Origin of the sequence: Moorena sp. SIO3A2, assembly GCF_010672265.1 — a bacterium.
Taxonomy (GTDB): domain Bacteria; phylum Cyanobacteriota; class Cyanobacteriia; order Cyanobacteriales; family Coleofasciculaceae; genus Moorena; species Moorena producens.
In genome coordinates, this window is the sequence record NZ_JAAHHC010000028.1 from 19,148 (window position 1) to 39,001 (window position 19,854).

Genomic DNA, 19,854 nt, shown 5'->3' on the forward strand with positions numbered 1-19,854 from the left:
CCTTTGGTGCTTGTCGGTACCGTTATTTCTATTAAATCTAAATTCTCTTGACTTTAACAACATGTTTGTTGTTAATATAACCTACAATAGAGTTAAACAACAAAAACGTTGTTTTAATCCACCCAGTCACCAGATAATATCCCGTGGGCATGAGGAAGCTGTATATCATAGTTGTAACCGGCGATAAAAGCAAGCCGCTGTCTTGATGCAGTCGCTACCCGCAGTCTACAACCTCTAACCTTCCAACCTGCCAACCTACTCTACGGGAAAGTCAAAGGCGAACAAACTATCACTGTGTTTGTAACTCTGTTGAATCCTTAATGATAAGAGAGCACTAAATCGATGACTGCCACTGTCAAGACATTAGTCAACCAGCCCTATAAGTACGGCTTTGTCACAGATATTGAAGCGGATACCATTCCTCGTGGACTCAATGAGGATATTATCCGTCTGATTTCGGCTAAGAAAAACGAACCTGAGTTCATGCTGGAGTTTCGCCTGAAGGCGTATCGACAATGGCAGAAAATGACAGAGCCAACCTGGCCCCATGTTACCTATCCTCCCATTGACTACCAAAAGATTATCTACTACTCAGCACCCAAACAGACGAAGGAAAAACTCAATAGCCTGGACGAAGTTGACCCAGCTTTACTGGAAACCTTTGATAAATTAGGCATTTCCCTATCTGAGCAAAAGCGGCTGGCTAATGTAGCAGTGGATGCCATCTTTGATAGTGTCTCGATCGCCACTACCTTCAAAGAGAAGCTGGCTGAGTCGGGGGTAATTTTCTGCTCGATTTCGGAAGCTTTGCAAGAACACCCGGAGTTAGTGCGGAAATACCTGGGTAGTGTTGTTCCTGTGGCAGATAATTACTTTGCTGCTCTCAATTCAGCTGTTTTCAGTGATGGTTCCTTTGTCTATATTCCCAAAGGAGTCAAATGCCCGATGGAACTGTCCACCTATTTCCGGATTAATAATGGAGATACTGGACAGTTCGAGCGTACCCTAATTGTGGCGGAAGAAGGCAGCAATGTTAGTTACCTAGAAGGCTGCACTGCACCGATGTACGATAGTAACCAGCTGCACGCAGCTGTGGTGGAACTGGTTGCCCTGGACAATGCTGAGATTAAATACTCCACGGTGCAAAACTGGTTCGCTGGGGATAAAAATGGTAAAGGTGGAATTTACAACTTTGTTACCAAGCGGGGATTGTGCAAAGGAGTAAATTCAAAGATTTCCTGGACTCAGGTAGAAACTGGTTCCGCGATTACTTGGAAGTATCCCAGTTGTGTTCTAGTGGGTGACAATTCCATTGGTGAATTCTACTCTGTTGCTCTAACCAACAATCTCCAACAAGCGGACACAGGTACCAAGATGGTGCATATCGGTAAAAATACTCGCAGCACCATCATTTCTAAAGGGATTTCTGCTGGTAAGTCTAAAAATAGCTATCGGGGTCTAGTGAAAATTGGTCCGAAGGCCAAGGGCGCACGGAACTATTCCCAGTGTGATTCCATGTTGATTGGGGATACAGCGGAGGCGAATACCTTTCCCTACATTCAAGTCCAGAACAACATGGGCAAAGTGGAACACGAAGCCTCGACTTCCAAAATAGGTGAAGACCAGCTATTTTTCTTCGCTCAACGAGGGATTTCAGAAGAAGATGCTATCTCCATGATGGTGAGTGGCTTCTGTAAAGATGTTTTCAATGAACTTCCCATGGAATTTGCTGCTGAAGCAGATAAACTTTTAAGCCTGAAGCTCGAAGGTACAGTGGGATAAGTAAGGTTAGCAGGTGGTTAGCAGGTATTTAGCAGGTTGTTAGCAGGTTGAAGGTTGGGAGGTTGAAGGTTGGGAGGTTGTTAGCAGGTTGAAGGTTGGGAGGTTGAAGGTTGAAGGTTGAAGGTTGAAGGTTAGTTTGTTGAAAGTTAGTTGCGTAGGGTGTGTTAGGGACGGGCTCGCCCTCATTTTATCGGTAGCCACTGTTGGGAAAGTCCGTCCCGTAACGCACCACCTGGTCTAATATTTATTACACCAGCTAACATTCAACCTTAAACCTGATAACCTTAAACCTTAAACCTGATGACCTTAAACATTAAACCTAAGAGGATATCTGAAAAGTTTTTTGATACTGAATTTTGCCCCCCTGACCCCCCAACTTTGGGGGGAACAAGAGTCAATTTGCTTCTAAAAGTCCCCCGAGCGAGGGATTGCTCGCTCGGGGGACCAACGGGGGCTTGGATGTAGCAAATGAGACTTCTCAGACAACCTCTAATAACATTCAACATTAAACCTAATAACATTCAACATTCAACATTAAACCTGCTAACCTTAAACATTAAACCTGTTAACAATACTTCTGGGATAAAGCATTTAATTTCAAGTAGAAATGATTAGTGAAACTAGTGAAATAATATTGTCTGTTCGGGATTTGACGGCAGATGTGGATGGTAACCAGATTCTGAAGGGATTGAATCTGGAAGTGAAAGCTGGAGAAATCCATGCGATTATGGGGCCAAATGGTTCTGGTAAGAGTACTTTGTCTAAGGTATTAGCAGGTCATCCAGCCTATGATGTAACGGGAGGCGAGGTAAGTTTTTTAGGGCAAAATCTCTTAGAAATGGAGCCGGAGGAACGCTCTTTGGCTGGGGTATTTCTGGCGTTTCAGTATCCATTGGAAATTCCTGGTGTCAGTAATTTAGATTTCTTGCGGGTGGCTTACAATTCCCGTCGCAAGCACAAGGGATTGGAAGAAATTGATACATTTGATTTTGAGGATTTAGTTGAAGAAAAGCTGGAAATTGTTAAAATGAATCCCAGCTTTCTAGAGCGTAGTCTCAATGAAGGCTTCTCTGGAGGAGAAAAGAAGCGGAATGAGATTCTGCAAATGGCACTTCTAGAACCGAAACTGGGGATTTTGGATGAAACAGATTCTGGCTTGGATATTGATGCTCTCAAGATTGTGGCCAATGGGGTGAATCAATTGGCAAGTGCTGAGAATGCCATGATATTGATTACTCACTACCAACGTTTACTGAATTATATTGAGCCGGATTTTGTTCATGTAATGGCAGATGGTCGTATCCTCAGGACTGGTAGTAAGGAGTTGGCTCTAGAGTTGGAATCCCGTGGCTATGACTGGGTGCTGGAAGACGAGACTGCTGAGGTGAGTGTCTGATGACTATGGAAGTTTCTGTAAAACGGGAGGTTTCTTATTTGTCGGCACTGCTAGAGCAATGTCGCCAGGATAATCCGGTTGAGATGGATTGGTTACAAGAGCTAAGTAACCACGCTAGGGGGATTGCTCAGGAGTTAGCAATTCCTACCACTAAAGATGAGGAATGGCGGTTTACGGATTTGTCGCCACTGTTGCAGGAGACCTTTGAGGCTGCTTTAGCTTTTGATACAAGCACCTTGGATATTAGTCCGGTAGTTTTGCCAGAGGCGATGAACAGCCGATTAGTATTTGTCAATGGAATTTATGCCCCTGAGCTATCCTCTGTGGCTGGATTGCCTGAAGGGGTGTTTTTAGGGAATTTGGCTGAGTTGCCATCAGAGTATCAGAGTCGAATTGCTGATTATTTGGGCAAGCACCAGGGCGTAACCGATGTGTTTACGCTGCTCAATACCGCTGGTTTGACTGATGTGGCGGTGATCTGGTTGCCAAGGAATGCTGAGGTAACGCTTCCCATTCATCTGCTGTTTGTTTCCATGGCTGATGGGGTGCCTAGGCTTTTTCAGCCCCGTTGTTTGGTGGTGGCGGAGCCTGGTAGTCAGCTGAGTTTAGTTGAAGAGTATTGCCATGGCCAAGAGGCGAGCGCTCAGGGTGTTTATTTGACGAATTCCGTGACCGAGGTATGGGTTGGGGAGAATGCCAGGGTGACTCATATCCGGGTTGATGGGGAAAGTAATCAGGCTTTCCATGTCGGCAAGAGTGCGATCGCACAAGCTCGGAATAGTTTTTATAGTTGCCATGGCATAGCCTTTGGGGGGAAGTTGTCTCGCCATACTCTGGAGGTGTTTCAGATGGGTGAGGGGACCGAAACGATTCTAAATGGCTTAACCGCGATTAGTGAGCAACAGTTGGCAGATACTCATAGTGCGGTGATGTTGAATCATCCCAATGGGATCAGTAATCAGCTGCAAAAGTGCATTATAGATGGTAGTGCTCATGCAGTGTTTAATGGTAAGGTTTCTGTTCCTCAAGCAGCCCAGTTGACCAATGCAGCTCAGTTGAATCGCAATTTGTTGCTATCGCCCAAGGCTAGAGTTGATACCAAGCCTCAGTTGGAGATTACAGCTGATAATGTCAAATGTTCCCACGGTGCTACAGTCAGTCAGCTGGAAGCGGATGAAGTCTTCTATTTGCAAAGTCGTGGACTAAAGGAAACCGATGCCCGTAACCTGTTGATTGATGCGTTTGTAGCAGAAATACTCAATCAAATTCCCCTAGCTTCTCTTAGGCAAAGACTTTCGGAAACAGTCATAAGTTCAAAACGGGAACGGAATAACGTTCAACAGTAACATGACCTTAACTCAAGAAAAAACCATTGCTGATCAAGTCCGGGCTGACTTCCCTATTTTGCACCAGGAGGTTAACGGTAAACCGCTGATTTACTTTGATAATGGGGCTACTGCCCAGAAACCGGTAGCGGTACTGGATGCACTGCGCCACTACTACGAAATGGACAATGCTAATGTTCACCGAGGTGTCCATACCCTTAGCACTAGAGCGACAGACGGTTATGAGGGGGCACGGGATAAGGTAGCTAGTTTTGTAAATGCCCAGTCACGACAAGAGATTGTCTTTACCCGCAATGCTTCGGAAGCGATTAACTTAGTGGCTTACAGCTGGGGTTTGGAAAATCTGCGCCAGGGAGATGAAATTATTCTCTCGGTTATGGAACACCACAGCAATCTGGTGCCTTGGCAAATTATTGCTCAGAAAACTGGAGCCGTACTAAAGTATGTGGGATTGACCGAGACTCAGGAGTTTGATTTACAACAGTTCCGACAGCTAATTTCTGAGAAAACCAAACTGGTAAGTGTGGTTCATGTTTCCAATACCTTGGGATGTATTAATCCCGTAGACGAAATTATTGCGATCGCACACGACTATGGCGCTAGGGTAATGATTGATGCTTGCCAAAGTATCCCCCATATGCCCATTGATGTCCAAGCGATGAATTGTGATTGGCTAGTGGCATCGGGTCATAAAATGTGTGCTTCCACCGGGATTGGCTTTCTGTATGGAAAACTAGACTTACTCCAAGCCATGCCTCCATTTTTAGGTGGTGGTGAAATGATTGCCGAAGTATTTCTGGATCACTCCACCTATGGGGATTTACCCCATAAATTTGAAGCAGGGACACCAGCCATTGCTCAAGCGATCGCACTTGGTGCCGCAGTAGACTATTTGACTGGCTTGGGTATGGATACTATCCATAGCTATGAAGAAGAATTAACCGCTTATTTGTTTAAGCAGTTGCAGGAAATTCCCGATCTAATCATGTATGGTCCCCAACCAACAATAGATGGTAAAGGTAGGGCAGCCTTAGCAACATTTAATGTTAAAGGATTGGATGCTAGTGATGTATCTACCCTGTTGGATCAAGACGGTGTAGCAATTCGTTCTGGACATCATTGTACTCAACCCTTGCACCATCGTTTAGGAGTAACTGGTACAGCACGAGCCAGTTTGTATTTTTATAATACTTTTGAAGAGATTGATCGATTTATTGTGGCGTTGAAAGAAACAATTGAGTTTTTCAGAAGTGCTATGGAGTGAATCTAGCAATTTGGGTCAGGTACAAATTTTTGGGTTTTAGGGAATCGGGAATCGGGAATCGGGAATCGGGAATCGGGAATCGGGAATCGGGGAAAAATTATGGGCGTTGCTGAATTAAGGAATGAATGCGCGATCATCTAGTTTTATTAAAGCCCCCGTTGGTCCCCCAAGCGAGGGATTGCTCGCTTGGGGGACTTTGAGAGTTTTTCCCCCCAGAATTGGGGGGCTAGGGGGGCGAAACCATACTGAGAATCAGCAACGCCAAATTATGTGTACCTCATAGCTATGAGAAGCGCTATAAATAGGGTGGGCAATGCCTACCCTGTTTAATTTTTAAGCTTCTTAAGTATATATAGCGATCGCAAACAAAGATCATAACATTTGATGGTAAAATCACATCCCTTAGCGACTTCTTGTATTAAAGCCCATGCTGCAAATACAAATCACAACATTGCCTAGTTTGTACCCTTTTAGGCAATGTTATGGAAATCTATAGTTAGAATTTATAGGGATTTCCATAAAGTTATTTAAAACCTATCACCACCAATTTGAATATCATCTATACAAATTTTAGTTTGTACTGAAAATAAGCCAGATTTCATATATACTTTGACTATTTTATACATACCATTTCCTAGATCAATTTTTCCTTGCATGATTGGTTCTTTTCCCATAACTAGCATATGGTTACATTCATCTTGTTTTTCACCATTTATATAAAGTTTTGCCTCACTTGTTTTTAGACTAAAATTTATTATTCCCCAAGTGTTTAAAACTGATATTATATTTCCCTCATACTCTGTATTCCATTGTTTATTAAACATTTTAGTTACTTATTTATTTTAAAATTTAATATTTATAATCAATCTCAAAATATTCATCTTGATCTAAGCAATCTTGTAATTCTTGAATTATTTCATCTTGTATCCTTTTATCTAGTCTATCAAGTCGAGCTTTTACTTGGTTAGATATTTTTTTTTCAGTATCTAGAGCTAATATTTCTTCCCTGGTTAATCCTAATTTCGATAATATTGGTTCAATTTTATCAAGTTCCTCATCACTAACTTTTTATTCAATTTTTTCCTTGATTTCCAAACCCTTATTAATAAGAATTGGTGTTGCTACTGCAACTACTATGGCTGCGATCGGTAATGGCATTTTGACCTCCTAAAACTCACCACAGTAAATGCATCTTATTTTGAAATGCCTACTGGATATGAGATTAATACGATAAGTATTTATGCTTATTAATTGTCAAATCTCTGTCTTGATGCAGTTGCTCATGGGGGAAACCCCAAAGACCGCACTGCATCGCTTCTGAGTAAGGCTTCTATAATTTAGATGCGTTTGGTATATAGTATAGCAATCCCTGTAGGAATTGTTATAATTTCTAATCAGAAGTTCCCGACTCACGACTCCCGACTCCCGACTCCCGACTCCCGACTCCCGACTCCCGACTCCCTATCAAAGCATTTTAATATGGTTTTCCCGCTGCCAGATAAATACATTGACCTGCTCACAGATTTCGGGTTTAAACGTGTCTTTGGCACTGAGCCAAATAAGGCACTGCTAATCGACTTCTTGAATACTCTGTTGCCTCCCCATCATCAGCTGAAGGATGTCACCTTTAAAAATCCCGAGTTTTTGGGCAATACCTTAGTGGATCGAAGGGCTATTTTTGATATTTATTGTCAGAGCGAGACTGGTGAACGGTTCATCGTAGAAATGCAGAAGGCCAAGCAAAATTTGTTTAAGGATAGAAGTGTCTATTATTCTACTTTCCCGATCCAAGAACAGGCACAACAGGGATTTTGGAACTATGAGCTTACAGCAGTTTATACGGTTGGCATCCTAGATTTTGTATTTGATGACCACAAGCACGATTCGGAACTGCTACATGTGGTGGAGTTGAAAAATCAGCACTGTGAAGTGTTCTACGATAAGCTCAAATTTATTTATGTTGAGCTACCGAAATTTACCAAGTCTCTTGATGAGTTGGAATCCCATTTTGACAAGTGGTTATTTCTATTTAAACACCTAGCCCAGTTGAATGAACCCCCATTACCGTTGCAAGACGATGTGTTTGCCCAGCTATTTGATGTGGCAGAGATTGCCAATTTCTCATCTAGGGAGCAAGCGCTGTATCAGGATAGCCTGAAGGTCTACCGGGATATGTACAATGTTACCCAAACCTTAATTGATGAAACTCTGGAACAAGGTATAGAACAAGGTATAAAACAAGGTATAAAACAAGGTAGACAACAAGGTAGACAACAAGGTAGACAGGAAGAAAAACAGCAGATTGCTAAGCAGATGAAGGCGGCAGGGTTATCCGCTCAGGATATTGCCCAATATACGGGGTTGAGTATGGATGAGATTGATCGGTTGTAGGTTTAAATTGCTTCAAGAGCTACAAATTCCTGGGTTTTTGCGAAAAATTGTTGCTTAGATAGGCGAACTGAAATACTGGTAATTTTCCTTGTCAGAAGCCACAAAAGTAAAGATTAACGAGACAATCACTCACTTTCCAGTTACTGCCATCCCGGTAACGGCGCTAGGGCGAGCATAAGACCTGTTTGTTACAAGCAAAATACTTAATTCATTAAGGATCCAGCTGGCGGCATCTGGGGTGATATGTCCTTTGCCATGCCTCCCAGGGAATAGATAGTTTGCCCATTTCGGAGGGTGGTAGTTCGTTAAGTGTTTCCGCAGATCTTCTAGTACCGGGATGGTTCGGGTGGCAAGCTTACCCTTTGTATTCCCTTTCCTGAATAGAACCACGGGGCGCACGGAACCAAAGCGATCTAAGACATCCCTTATTCTTAAGGTCACGGCTTCGTTGACCCGACAGGCGGTGTAAAGCATCACAGCAAACAGCGCCCGGTCTCGTGGCGGGTTAAGGGTTGCCCCTTCATTAAACAACAGTTGGATTTCCTCTGCGCTTAAAATCTTTGCCTGGCCATGGCGGTCGATTTTCATACCCCACGCCTCAATACAGCCATGCCTATTTATTGAACAGTTTGGGTGTACCCGAGTCAATACAATGTGGGTGCGATTTGGCTAGGGATAGCGTCTTGGTAACGGGATCTAAAATCACAAAGTGAAAAAATCTGCACAAAAAATCCCGCATGGGCGTACGGGAAGAGGTAATGGAGTGTGATGGGTTGTCTTGAGGCTAATCGATTTTAAATATAATTTTCGGGAGCCTCAGGGTCGATGCAGTTAAGACGCAGGATTCGCCGCAGTCGTTTGATTTCTACATCTTTGTGGTCATCCTGGGCATAATCTTCACTCAACCACTGCAAGTCCGTCTTGAGCCGCTTGTTCTCGGCTTCAACTGCTTCCAGTCGTTCTACATACTGAGTCATTTCTTTATTTCGCTCAGCTATCGTGATTACTTGATCACCGAAGGCCAGTCGAAACCGATCCTTCAAAGAGTCACCTGCCAAAGCAGAGGTTAACTTCAATGCTTCTTTGTTTCCTTTGGATGTCCGGTACGTCCAGTACAAGACATTGATATCCAACGGAATTCCATTAATGCGACTTTGTCCCCTCCATCGACTAGAGGGATCTATTTCAAAAATCGCGGGCGTGAATTCCTCTCCCCATATATCTTTGAACCATTTTGATTTCAAGAATTCGCGGAAGTTCCTTTCATTTTCCCCAATGGTTTCAGCCGCCTGAGTTTGGGAAAGTACATATAGCCAGTTATCAGTAGCTCGAAATCCATCAAGAGTTTTCTTGCCCACTGGAACTAGGGCATGTTTCACAAATCTTTTGACCATGTTACGATCTTGTTACATTTCGGTTCACTTTTTCAGCGATCGCAGCCCTTTCGCACAAAAACAGCTGCGGTCGCTTATCGTATTCATTCTACCCTAGTTGTAGCCGGACGACAACCGCTATAAACCTTTATTATCAGTAGCTTCAGGGATTTCGTCGGCCAATTGTGAATCTACTAATACGTGTATCATTTTGTTCCGCCCCCGCACTGTTAAAGCCCCTCTAGGCAACGCTTTTGGTTTGTAGGCTTATAGGCGCGATCGCTCACTTTAGCATAAAGACCAGCTGATAGTGATAACTTATGCTAAATCTAACCATAGTAGAGGCAGTGAATTGGGATTTGGATGGTGCATGATTCTCGCCTTGGAGATGCTACGCGATTGACATGCAGGTCACGCTACGCGAACGCGGAAAGCGGAAAGTGGGCTAATCGTATTTTTGTAGAACTGTAAGTTGTAGGGTTGTGAGATTGCGGTTGATCAGGAGAGTATTGGGATGAATTTTACCTAATACCTGCTCGGCTATTTTTAAGGCTTGTTGGTAGAGGGGTTCGGCCTCTTGGTACCGCCCCTGGTCAAGGTACAGTAAAGCCAGGTTGTTGAGGCTGGTAGCGACATGTCTACCTAGTTCTCATGGAAAGCGGTACACCATTCTGTGTACCTACCAACTGGTGACATAAATCCTGCGAGTCACCGACTTAGTTCCTATTGTAAGCGGCATACAATTCTGTGTACCTACCCATTACCAACATAAGTCTTGTGTATTTTTGAGTTTTTACGATTACTCGCTTAAAAAAGTCAACTTAGTCCTTTGTATCACATTCCAGCAATAAGAACTAGGTCAATTTGTAGGCGCAATTCGTAATACTGCTAACGCCCATTGTCAGAAGTCACATTCCAGTTACTGCCATCCCGATAACGGCGCTAGGACAAACACAAGACTTATTGGTCACAAACAAAACCACTTATTTCATTTTTTGTTATCTTTTCTATCAGCTAGAAAAAGATAAATAAAAACGATTTTAATGCCTTAAATGGGGATTACCGGCACTACAAATTCCGAGGAATTACGCCTACGAATTGACCTAGTTATTATTACTAACACAGGCCAAAGGGAACTAAGTTAACTTTTTGATGGGTAATCATAAAAACTTAAAAACACACAAATCTTGTGTTGGCATGGGCGGGAAGTGTTTTTGTGTGTTCCATGGCTTGGAAATCATCGATGCTGCTGGTTTCCCTCCATGCGGAACGGATTTGGTACATCACAGCCATCGTGCTTACCAGATTCTCCCTGAAATTGCTGCATCCATGGAAGCGTACACGTTTGGGATTTGGTCGGAAGTTTTCCTGTTGATTACCTGGAAGCCTGACGGTACAAGACTTCCAGGTAATCTGGGCTCCCCCCGCCAGCTGGCAGCACATTCAGCTCAGCTGAAACCCCTGTAACTATTGCCTTTGGTGAACTAGCTGCAAATCTTCGGACAGCTTAAGTCTGATCTAAATCCAACGAGCCATAAGGGTTTCAACTTCAATACTTCTTAACTTCCCCAAAAAGTACTTTCTGCTGTTCCAGTAAAGGCCAACTATGACCGGAGGGATTCCCTTGATACGAGTCTGACCCTTCAGCTGTTCGGGGTTGAAAACCTCGAAAGTGCCGGGCGTAAAACCCTTGCCCCATATATCTTTGAAGGCTTTTGAGTGCAAAAAAACACCGGGCGTAAGACTCATCTTCTCCGATGGTTTCAGCAGAGCCGGTTTGAGACATCAAGTAATCTTCAGACTCTGTATTGAACTAGAGTAATCATCCACTTAGCGATCGCCTTTGGCGCGGAAGCTGAGGCCGATGGCCACGCGGAAGCGAACACTTCATCGCCTTTGGCAGAAGCTGAAGCTTTTGGCCACGCGGAAGCGAACACTTCAGGAGCGCAGCGTGACCTTTGGCGGTCGCGTAGTGTCTCCACTATGCCAAGGGTCATATAGATGGTAGGGTCTAAAATATTGCCGCTTATATGCTGAGGGTTAATGTAATGGAAGGACGAGTAAGCCCTCAGATGCGCCCGCCACTATGTTGAAGGTAGAGGGACAGGCGAGTTCAGTAAGTTTGAAAAAAAACGGAAGAACGGAAGAGCCGCATGTGTTAAATCAAAAATTGCCAATTTGGCAAATATATTACGAATGGCTTCTACAAGAGGTTTAATCTTGTTTATAATCAATCATTGATAATACTTTTTAGGTTTATCTACTGAGGGGGTGACATGCAAGCTAAAATCCTTGCTGGGTATTGCGTTCAGCCGATATGTAACAAAAAGATACATGCTGTTTTGGTCTGACCTTGGACGTAGTTATAAGGGTTTGAGCTTGCCATTACATCATTCGTAGGGTCAATTTGCCAGTTTATCTTTCCTAAGACAACTGGCCTCAAAGCCTTATCTAGTAAACTTTTCAGGGATAATGTCACCCCCTCAGGTTTATCTATCAAATCCGAGAGGAGTGACATGCAAACTAAAATCCTTACTGGGTAATACGTTCAGCCTATATATTACAAAAAGATACATTGTGTTTTGGACTGATCTTGGACGTAGCTAAGCTGTCGCCCATTTAAATGACCTTTTATTAAATCAGGAAAAAGACCTGAAACTCTTTTAGTTTCTTGTGGTTGTACAATTTAAATGCACAACAGTTTATAAGGATTTGAGCTTCCCGAAAATCAAAGAAGGGTTAATTTATGAGTTTTAGCACCTACGCAGAATTAATTGCCTATTCCCAATCCCTGTAACCTTTCCCCCGCAAGACTTTGACCTTTGTAAAATGTGCAATTAATTTTGTGTACCTGCTTATCTAATGTTATCCCTCTCCGCTCTCAAATATAAAAGTTATTAAAAAAGGAGAATGATAAATGGGTTTTTTAAAAAAAGCAGTGAGTGGCTTAAAGAATATTACAAAAAAAATTGTTCAGAAAACAGGTAACTTAGTTGGAACCGGAATTGATTATGTTGGAGATGCTTTAGAGTGGAGTTCTGACAAACTTGGAGATGCTCTAGAGTGGAGTGCTGATAAAACAGGTAACGTATTAGAATCCGGATTTGATCATCTCGGAGATGCTCTAGAGTGGAGTTCTGACAAAATAGGTCTGAATCCTTCTGTAGGTAACAAGATTGATTGGTTCACTGATCAGCTGGGAAATAAGACAGAGGGGGTAGTTTTACGCGGAGCTAGATATATTACCGATCTACCGTCTGATTTTGGAAGAATTCCAAATAGCCTAATCAGCAAAGAATTATGGCAAAACTTTTACCGTTTGGACGGTTGGCTAGTAGATAATACCTTAAATAGATTAGGAATAACTCCTATTCCAGAATTAATTGAGACAGGGGCTGACTTTCTCAAATTTAATACACGCTCACTAACTGACAGGGAAATTGAAGTTGCTAAAAGCGTCTTTGGTGACTCTATTAACTACAGCTTGGTGCGAATTGATGATAGGAGTTTGAGTAGTAAAATCAATAATAATAGAGCTTATGTAACTTTATATACTATTAACACATGGGGATCTATAGAAAATGCTATCCTCATGCATGAACTTACCCATGTTTGGCAGTACGAGAAACAAGGTCTAACATACATGACAGACGCATTGACAGTCCAAAACAGCAAAGAAGGATATAATTATAACGGCTATGCGTCTGGCAACAATCCCTCTGGTTATGAAGACGAGGCGAAAGAGTTACAAAGACGTAAGGATTTAGGTCTTGCTTTAAATAGCTTTAACCTTGAGCAACAAGCCTCAATCATAGAGGATTACTTCCTCATTAGAGAAAGTAATGACAAGCTTGACAAAATATACTTGCCTATATATGCACACTTTGTGCAAGAAGTCTCAACGTTGTCCCTGGATACCCTAGTCACATCTCGTTTAAACTTAGATCAATTAGACTCAAATCATCCTAACAAAATATACGGTGAAGCAGGAGATGACTACCTAAATGGTGAAGCAGGAGATGACTACCTAAATGGTGAAGCAGGAGATGATATTCTTGATGGCGGTACGGGTAATGATACTTTACTAGGTCATGACGGTAATGATGAACTCTACGGTGGTACTGGAAATGATTATCTAAATGGTGAAGCAGGAGATGACTACCTAAATGGTGAAGCAGGAGATGATATTCTTGATGGCGGTACGGGTAATGATACTTTACTAGGTTATGACGGTAATGATACACTCTACGGTGGTACTGGAAATGATTATCTAAATGGTGAAGCAGGAGATGATTTTATCAACGGCTATGGCTACAGTAGTCGAGAGTACGACACCTTAACAGGTGGTCTAGGTAAAGATATATTTGTGCTTGGTAATCTTTATGGTACTTTCTACGAAGGAGCGGGCTATGCCACAATCACTGATTTCAACCGGACTGAGGGGGATAAAATCCAGGTGTTTGGCAATAGAGATGACTACTCAGTATCCGTATTTGGGTCTGGATTTGGGTCTGGTTTGGGTATTTACTACCAAAATGGTTTAGTTGGTTATGTGGAAAACACTGCATCTGGTGATGTCAGTCCAGATGTTGATTTTATCTGGGGGGGTGACATGCAAGCTGAAATCCTTACTGGGTAGTAATTTCAGCCGATAATTCACAAAAATATACATTCTGTTTTGGGCTGACTTTGGACGTAGTTATAAGGGTTTGGGCTTCCAGGAAATGAATTGAGGGTTAATTTCCGACTGTATCTTCCATGAGCCCATTGGCATCAAAGCCTTATAGAGTAAGCTTTTTGGGGCTCATGTCACCCCCTCAGTGATTTTATTTTTGCATAACCTTGCTTTTTGCCGTTGTTTATTTTAGCGTCGCCGTCGAAAATAAACAACGACAAAAAGTCATTAGCTACCAGTAGGTAGGTGGTCAGTGTTGACCACTCAGTCAACTCAATGTAGAAGGTTAAGAGATAGTCGTAATTCCGTAAAATTTCTAATACCAATAATACCTATTATATTAATTACTCGGAAGATAATAATAAACCTACAGTATAATTTGATGTCAGTTTGGGTGAAATACTTGCGCGCCACTTCCTTGTTAGAAGATGGGCGAGACTCCCCGAATCACCGTTCAATACGTTTGGTAGGTAAGGAATAGCCTCATGACAAGTCCCCAGGTGATCTGTGCTGGTGAAATGTTGTTTGACCGTTTGTCTAATCAGCCAGGAAAACCCCTAGAACAGGTGGAGTCTTGGACAGACTATCCCGGTGGCGCACCAGCCAATACTGCTTGTGCTTTAGTAAAGCTGGGTATACCCACTGCTTTTATCGGTTGTATTGGTCAAGATCAGCCAGGAGACACACTGGTAGAGTTGTTAAAGGACATTGGTGTCGATGGTACGGGAGTACAGCGTCATGGTACAGCTCCCACACGGATCGTCTATGTAGTGCGAGATGCCTCAGGCGATCGCAGTTTTGCTGGATTTGGTGATATCGATACCACAGAATTCGCTGATACACGACTTCAAGCCGATCACTTGCCTACTGAACTATTTAAGCAAGCGAAATTTCTGGTATTGGGGACTCTGGAATTAGCCTATCCCGACAGTAAGGCAGCAATTAACCAAGCCCTTAAGTTAGCACAACAACACCAGGTCTCTATATTTATAGATGTGAACTGGCGACCGGTCTTTTGGAATGATGCCAATACTGCCATTGAAATTATTCAAGACATGATCCAGCAAGCGGACTTCCTGAAACTGACTGATGAGGAGGGAGAGTTTTTGTTTGGCACTGCTGATCCAAAAGCGATCGCACAACGGCTGGATAAGGTCAAAGGGGTATTAGTCACAGCCGGGGAACGAGGCTGCGCCTACTATCTGGGAGGAAACGAAGGGAAGTTACCAGCATTTTCTGTAGCAGTGCAGGATACAACCGGTGCCGGAGATGGCTTTACTGGTGGCATTATTTATCAACTTTGCCACCGTGACCGGTCTAGTCTGAGTGATCCAACCGTTGCCAAAGATGTGGTTACCTATGCCAGTGCAGTAGGCGCACTGACCACTCTCAAGCCTGGTGCGATCGCAGCTCAACCTACATTAGCTGAGGTGGAAGCATTTCTCTCTAGTTAGGGCTTGCTGAAAAAGTTTTGGTGAGGAGAGGCAATAGGCAATAGGCAATAGGCAATAGGTAAAAAATTATGTGTACCTCATAGCTATGATAAAAGCTCGCTATAGTTAGTTTTTGTACACTGAAGTTACCCTCTCCACACTTGCCACACTCTTCACCCGACTCCCGACTCCCGACTCCCGACTCCCGACTCCCGACTCCCGACTCCCGACTCCCTACTTCCTAAAACATGGATAATTCCAACTACTATTCCAACTACTATAGTTACCTTGGGCAGGATAAGGAACCAACTCCACAATGCCCTTGTGATTAATTATCCATCCTTGGGCTTCAATGATAGGTGATTTCTTTTTAGTCATTGGTTGTTCCTGATCTGGGCTGTTATACCCTAATTTCCTTCTCCTCCAACTCCGGCTTCTTCTCCTATTGCTTAATTGTGTACTGCTTTGATCAACCATTAGCCGCAAATCCGGTACCACCACTTGACCCCGCAACACCCCAGCTGGGTTAGCGGGGATTCCTCCTTTTCCGGTAACTAAAAAACTATTCCCGCTGTTTGCTGCACAATCGGTGATGATTTGATTGCTGGTATCCACTACATCTACAGGTAGCTTGTCTAAGGCTTGGGCGGGGTTTACTTCTGGAGTATTTAGAGTAACACTGCCATCAATACCAAGTTGGGAGGAAGCGGTAATCTTACTACTGCGATCGCTAAAAATTCCAATGGCCGAAATCGTGATATTTCCCCCACGGCCTAAAATGGCATTGGCACTGATTTTACTACCCTTTGATGTCAGTAAAAAGTCAGTAGTAATAGTAATATTGCCACCAGTAGCAGTATCCCTGGCATTAGTCGTTATCTCACTGTTGTTCCGTAATACAATGAGTTTCGCATTAGAGAGGGTAATATTCCCTTGGTCTCCAGCAGAGGTTTTAGCATTGAGGAAACCATTGTCGAGTTGGATGGTATCAGCAGAGATGTCCAAAGTTCCAGCAACACCGGTACCTGTACTGCTGACCGTTACCAATGCGCGATCGCTAGCGCTAAATGTCTTGGTATTCAGGTTAAGGGAACCCGCTTTGCCTGTTTGGGTTGCCTGAGATGCGATCGCACTAGCTGGCCCATCTGGGTCAATCCTGTTTCGTCCAACTCTCGCTAATCGCTTGTTGTAGGTAGGGTCAATACCAGAGAGAGTGATGTTTTCAGAAGCATTGATAGTAATATAGCAGTCGCCAGGGCAGTTAGGACATCGACATTAGTCTCACACCCTTTGTAAGCGCAAGAGTTTGACTTCTGACAAATGACTTCTGACTTTTGACTTCTGCTATACTACCGGCATCACCACCCTTGAAGCTAGAGGTAAAAATCTGAGCACCATTGGTTAATGCTAGGGTGTCCACATCTAAGCTAATTTCACCAGCTGAAGCATCACTCTGACTTTTAGCAGTGATCACTGCCCCATTATCCAGACTGAGGGTCGGAGTTTGAATGAAAATTTCACCACCAACCTAAACAGTCCTATCGGGAATTATAAAAACAACATAAACTCTTGCGAGAAGCTCACCAGCAATTAGAAAAAACCAATACGTCCTATAGCCGATTTGTTCCCTTTGAATATCTTAACTTTCTTAAAAAAGAAACTATTCTTGATGTAGAGCTGGGGAATCACGTCAGTAAAGAAATGGCGATCATGTTCTCAGATATTCGCTCTTTCACTACCCTTTCAGAAACCATGAACCCCAAGGAAAACTTCGACTTTGTTAATGCTTACCTCAAGGGTGTTATAGCGGTTTTTAATCTAGTAAGGTACAATTTTTTTGGTTTTAGGGAGCAGGGACTGAGGCCGTAGGCCACGCGGGGCGCGTTCGGAGCAGGGACTTCGGAAGAGGGAACAGGGAACAGGGAACAGGGAACAGGGAAGAGGTAAAAAAATATGTGTACCTCATGAGGATAAAAAGCGCTATATAATTTTTTCTGCAAAAGCTAGATGCACCCAAACTTGGAAACCCAGCTGTAAAATCAATTCCAACAACCCTGTCAAATCCCAAAGAGCGATTGAAGGCGTTGGCGAATCTGATTGGTACCAGTCTGTTTTTCCTGTGTTCCACCTACCTTTATTCCTAATTGCTCTAGGGTCTCCTTACGTGTGAATAATTCTTCGGAAATTTGGTCAGCTAAATCTTTGTGCTTTGCTAAAAGACTCTTTAAATTTTCCCGGTCTACCACAAACAGAATCGTGTCTTCTAGGGCGCGAAGGGTAGCCGTACGGGGGGTACCCAGAAGCAAAGACATCTCTCCAATAAATTCCCCTGGCTTGCGGGTGGCAACCCGTTTTCCGATCGATTCCACAAAAACTTCAACTAAGCCAGATAGAATAATATAAAATGAATCCCCTGGGTCGTTTTCTTCACAGATTATATCCCCTGCTTTGAGCATTTGACGATATCCTTGCTGAATTATATGTCGTAGATCGCTATCGCTACACTTTTCAAAGTAACTCACCTTCCGCAAGAGATCTCGCAGGGTCAATTTTCCTCTAGAGTTTGCTTTTACTTTGTTTTTTTTGGCAGCGGGTACAGCTTTGTTAGAAAGGGATTCTTCCTGAGAATATGAGCCGTTACCAGCACCAGTTTGTTGAGGTTTTTGTAGCAGAAATTCTAAGTCCTTCAGATTTCGGATATACAGGTCTCTCTGAGGCTCGGCGTGCTCGATTCCCTGCTCACGAAGTTGCTCTTCTATCAGATAATACAAACTACTCTGAATTGATTCCATATTTGGGGGATTGTCGATCCATACTAAGAGTTCAAAATCCATGCCGTCTCCAAACCCTTTAAAATATACTTCAGGAGCAGGAGATGGTAAAACTTCTGGTTCTTTGCGAGCCGCTTCTAACAGTACTTCTGTCACGATGACTGGATCGCTTTCATCGGGAACGTCAACAGGAATTCTGAGCCGAGCTCTGGGGTCTTCATAACTCCAGTTAACCACATTGTTTTCCAGGAAACTAGTATTTGGAACAATAACAAACACCCCATCATTGGTGCGGATAGTGGTGGAGCGAATCGAGATTTTTTCTACAGTTCCTGACAGGTCATCAACTTTGACATAGTCTCCCACCTTAATTGGTTTTTCAAACAGAATCGCCAGACCACTGATAAAGTTGGCGGTTAAATTCTGAAGTCCGAAGCCTAAACCAATACCCATTGCCCCTGCAAAAACAGTCAGGGAACTGAGGTTAATCCCAGCCGTTTGCAGAACAATCAAAAATCCTAAGACAGTTAGAACATAGCCGATCAGGGAGGACAATGCTTCGCGAGTCCCACGATCTAACCCGAAGCGAGTTAGCACCCGACGCTTAATCACGTCCTGAAGTTTACGAGATATATATAAGGTAACGATAGCCATCACTATGAGTTGGACTATCATAATCAGAGACAACTCTTGGGTGCCCAGCTGAAACAGCTTGGTGGTAAACACCTTTAAGACGATGTTCCAGACTTTGCTCAGCCATTCAAAAACCAACTTCATAATTCAGTTATTTATTAGTCAATCAAATTGTCAGCTATCAGCTATCAGCTATCAGCTATCAGCTATCAGCTATCAGCTGTTAAGTTTAATATAATTAAAGCACTTAAGAGCTAATTTATAAAGTGATTAATCTTAGGGTGGGCAGTGCCTACCAACGCGCTTTGCAAGCTTCATTATCTGTCTGGTGCACTGCCCACCCTACATGAACCAAGCTGATTGAGAATGGTGCAAGATGTGAGTAAGAGCTAATTTATAAAGTAAATCTTAAGTGCTCAAATCCCTTGACAGATATGGATTTCAGGTAAGAGGGGGCAAACGATGGCGAACTCCTGAAACCATTGCAACGCAATAGTTATAGCCCCTAGAAGCGTGAACTAAGAGTGAAGGTCTTGAATTCTGAGGGTAATTGCGTGTAGAAGGCTAGGGTCGATCTGCTTGCTCCAAGTCCAACGGAAGCATGGGTAGAAAAACTCGCTAATTTGAGGGACATATCCCAGTACAAATGCTTTCTTTGCGCCTAGATCATATTTTGGACACAAGTATAGACACTCTACCTAGGAGCGATACTAAGGTAGATGGGGAAGTATTAGGCTGGTTTAGTTCACATTTTTTTCATAACTTTTTCATAACTTTTTCAGAAATAGCA

General features: G+C 43.1%; 20 protein-coding genes. 10 read left to right on the top strand and 10 right to left on the bottom strand.

Going from position 1 to position 19,854, the window contains the following annotated elements; translation table 11 throughout:
- Nucleotides 1-342 precede the first annotated feature (342 nt).
- Nucleotides 343-1,782, top strand: a complete 1,440-nt coding sequence (gene sufB, locus F6K64_RS25490; RefSeq protein ID WP_008187504.1) for a Fe-S cluster assembly protein SufB — start codon at nucleotides 343-345, stop codon at nucleotides 1,780-1,782.
- Nucleotides 1,783-1,821: 39 nt separating this feature from the next.
- Here sufB and F6K64_RS25495 read toward each other — a convergent pair whose 3' ends face one another.
- Entirely contained in the window at nucleotides 1,822-1,983 is a 162-nt protein-coding gene (locus tag F6K64_RS25495) for a hypothetical protein (protein ID WP_154659865.1), read from the bottom strand.
- 406 nt (nucleotides 1,984-2,389) lie between these two features.
- Here F6K64_RS25495 and sufC point away from each other — a divergent pair, with 406 nt between their 5' ends.
- The 3 genes from sufC to F6K64_RS25510 are packed head-to-tail and all read left to right on the top strand — an operon-like array spanning nucleotide 2,390 to nucleotide 5,788.
- Nucleotides 2,390-3,178: a Fe-S cluster assembly ATPase SufC gene (gene sufC, locus F6K64_RS25500; protein ID WP_070392943.1), complete on the top strand. Its 789-nt coding sequence runs from the start codon at nucleotides 2,390-2,392 to the stop codon at nucleotides 3,176-3,178.
- The gene (gene sufD, locus F6K64_RS25505; RefSeq protein ID WP_287266712.1) at nucleotides 3,178-4,524 is read left to right on the top strand and encodes a Fe-S cluster assembly protein SufD; all 1,347 of its coding nucleotides are present in this window, start codon (nucleotides 3,178-3,180) and stop codon (nucleotides 4,522-4,524) included. The genes sufC and sufD overlap by 1 nt, the downstream gene beginning before the upstream one ends.
- Before the next feature lies 1 nt (nucleotide 4,525).
- On the top strand, nucleotides 4,526-5,788 hold the full coding sequence (locus F6K64_RS25510; RefSeq protein ID WP_287266713.1) for a SufS family cysteine desulfurase: 1,263 nt from the start codon (nucleotides 4,526-4,528) through the stop codon (nucleotides 5,786-5,788).
- A 2-nt stretch (nucleotides 5,789-5,790) separates the two neighbouring features.
- On the opposite strand, the gene F6K64_RS25515 is transcribed toward F6K64_RS25510, so the two are convergent.
- The gene (locus F6K64_RS25515; RefSeq protein ID WP_267872068.1) at nucleotides 5,791-5,925 is read right to left on the bottom strand and encodes a hypothetical protein; all 135 of its coding nucleotides are present in this window, start codon (nucleotides 5,923-5,925) and stop codon (nucleotides 5,791-5,793) included.
- Nucleotides 5,926-6,315: 390 nt separating this feature from the next.
- Nucleotides 6,316-6,612: a hypothetical protein gene (locus F6K64_RS25520; protein ID WP_008187512.1), complete on the bottom strand. Its 297-nt coding sequence runs from the start codon at nucleotides 6,610-6,612 to the stop codon at nucleotides 6,316-6,318.
- 655 nt (nucleotides 6,613-7,267) lie between these two features.
- Here F6K64_RS25520 and F6K64_RS25525 point away from each other — a divergent pair.
- Complete coding sequence (locus F6K64_RS25525; RefSeq protein WP_008187514.1) at nucleotides 7,268-8,179, top strand: Rpn family recombination-promoting nuclease/putative transposase; 912 nt, start codon at nucleotides 7,268-7,270, stop codon at nucleotides 8,177-8,179.
- A 129-nt stretch (nucleotides 8,180-8,308) separates the two neighbouring features.
- Here the strand turns inward: F6K64_RS25525 and F6K64_RS25530 are convergent, their stop codons facing one another.
- From F6K64_RS25530 to F6K64_RS25540, 3 genes are all read right to left on the bottom strand, one after another.
- Complete coding sequence (locus F6K64_RS25530) at nucleotides 8,309-8,767, bottom strand: tyrosine-type recombinase/integrase (protein ID WP_287253438.1); 459 nt, start codon at nucleotides 8,765-8,767, stop codon at nucleotides 8,309-8,311.
- 206 nt (nucleotides 8,768-8,973) lie between these two features.
- Nucleotides 8,974-9,573 (bottom strand): hypothetical protein, encoded by a 600-nt coding sequence (locus F6K64_RS25535; protein ID WP_008187516.1) that lies wholly within the window; start codon nucleotides 9,571-9,573, stop codon nucleotides 8,974-8,976.
- Nucleotides 9,574-9,997: 424 nt separating this feature from the next.
- Nucleotides 9,998-10,165 carry a tetratricopeptide repeat protein gene (locus F6K64_RS25540; RefSeq protein WP_083374122.1) on the bottom strand — a complete coding sequence of 56 codons (168 nt, stop codon included), beginning with the start codon at nucleotides 10,163-10,165 and terminating at the stop codon, nucleotides 9,998-10,000.
- Between the two features lie 584 nt (nucleotides 10,166-10,749).
- On the opposite strand from F6K64_RS25540, the gene F6K64_RS25545 reads away from it, so the two are divergent.
- Nucleotides 10,750-11,019, top strand: coding sequence for a hypothetical protein (locus F6K64_RS25545; RefSeq protein ID WP_287266714.1), 270 nt, complete (start codon nucleotides 10,750-10,752; stop codon nucleotides 11,017-11,019).
- Nucleotides 11,020-11,101: 82 nt separating this feature from the next.
- Here F6K64_RS25545 and F6K64_RS25550 read toward each other — a convergent pair whose 3' ends face one another.
- Nucleotides 11,102-11,338 carry a hypothetical protein gene (locus F6K64_RS25550; protein ID WP_287266716.1) on the bottom strand — a complete coding sequence of 79 codons (237 nt, stop codon included), beginning with the start codon at nucleotides 11,336-11,338 and terminating at the stop codon, nucleotides 11,102-11,104.
- Between the two features lie 1,131 nt (nucleotides 11,339-12,469).
- Between F6K64_RS25550 and F6K64_RS25555 the strand changes: the two genes are divergently transcribed.
- From F6K64_RS25555 to F6K64_RS25565, 3 genes are all read left to right on the top strand, one after another.
- Nucleotides 12,470-14,191 (top strand): calcium-binding protein, encoded by a 1,722-nt coding sequence (locus F6K64_RS25555; protein ID WP_287266718.1) that lies wholly within the window; start codon nucleotides 12,470-12,472, stop codon nucleotides 14,189-14,191.
- A gap of 521 nt (nucleotides 14,192-14,712) precedes the next feature.
- On the top strand, nucleotides 14,713-15,681 hold the full coding sequence (locus tag F6K64_RS25560) for a carbohydrate kinase family protein (RefSeq protein WP_287266720.1): 969 nt from the start codon (nucleotides 14,713-14,715) through the stop codon (nucleotides 15,679-15,681).
- Between the two features lie 112 nt (nucleotides 15,682-15,793).
- On the top strand, nucleotides 15,794-15,916 hold the full coding sequence (locus tag F6K64_RS25565) for a hypothetical protein (protein WP_287266721.1): 123 nt from the start codon (nucleotides 15,794-15,796) through the stop codon (nucleotides 15,914-15,916).
- Here F6K64_RS25565 and F6K64_RS25570 read toward each other — a convergent pair.
- Both F6K64_RS25570 and F6K64_RS25575 read right to left on the bottom strand, forming a co-directional pair.
- On the bottom strand, nucleotides 15,895-16,707 hold the full coding sequence (locus tag F6K64_RS25570; protein WP_287266722.1) for a hypothetical protein: 813 nt from the start codon (nucleotides 16,705-16,707) through the stop codon (nucleotides 15,895-15,897). The genes F6K64_RS25565 and F6K64_RS25570 overlap by 22 nt on opposite strands.
- 214 nt (nucleotides 16,708-16,921) lie before the next feature.
- Nucleotides 16,922-17,134 (bottom strand): hypothetical protein, encoded by a 213-nt coding sequence (locus F6K64_RS25575; protein ID WP_008187534.1) that lies wholly within the window; start codon nucleotides 17,132-17,134, stop codon nucleotides 16,922-16,924.
- A gap of 95 nt (nucleotides 17,135-17,229) precedes the next feature.
- On the opposite strand from F6K64_RS25575, the gene F6K64_RS25580 reads away from it, so the two are divergent.
- Entirely contained in the window at nucleotides 17,230-17,529 is a 300-nt protein-coding gene (locus tag F6K64_RS25580; RefSeq protein ID WP_008187535.1) for an adenylate cyclase, read from the top strand.
- 188 nt (nucleotides 17,530-17,717) lie between these two features.
- Here F6K64_RS25580 and F6K64_RS25585 read toward each other — a convergent pair whose 3' ends face one another.
- On the bottom strand, nucleotides 17,718-19,208 hold the full coding sequence (locus tag F6K64_RS25585) for a mechanosensitive ion channel domain-containing protein (protein WP_287266723.1): 1,491 nt from the start codon (nucleotides 19,206-19,208) through the stop codon (nucleotides 17,718-17,720).
- Between the last annotated feature and the right edge of the window lie 646 nt (nucleotides 19,209-19,854).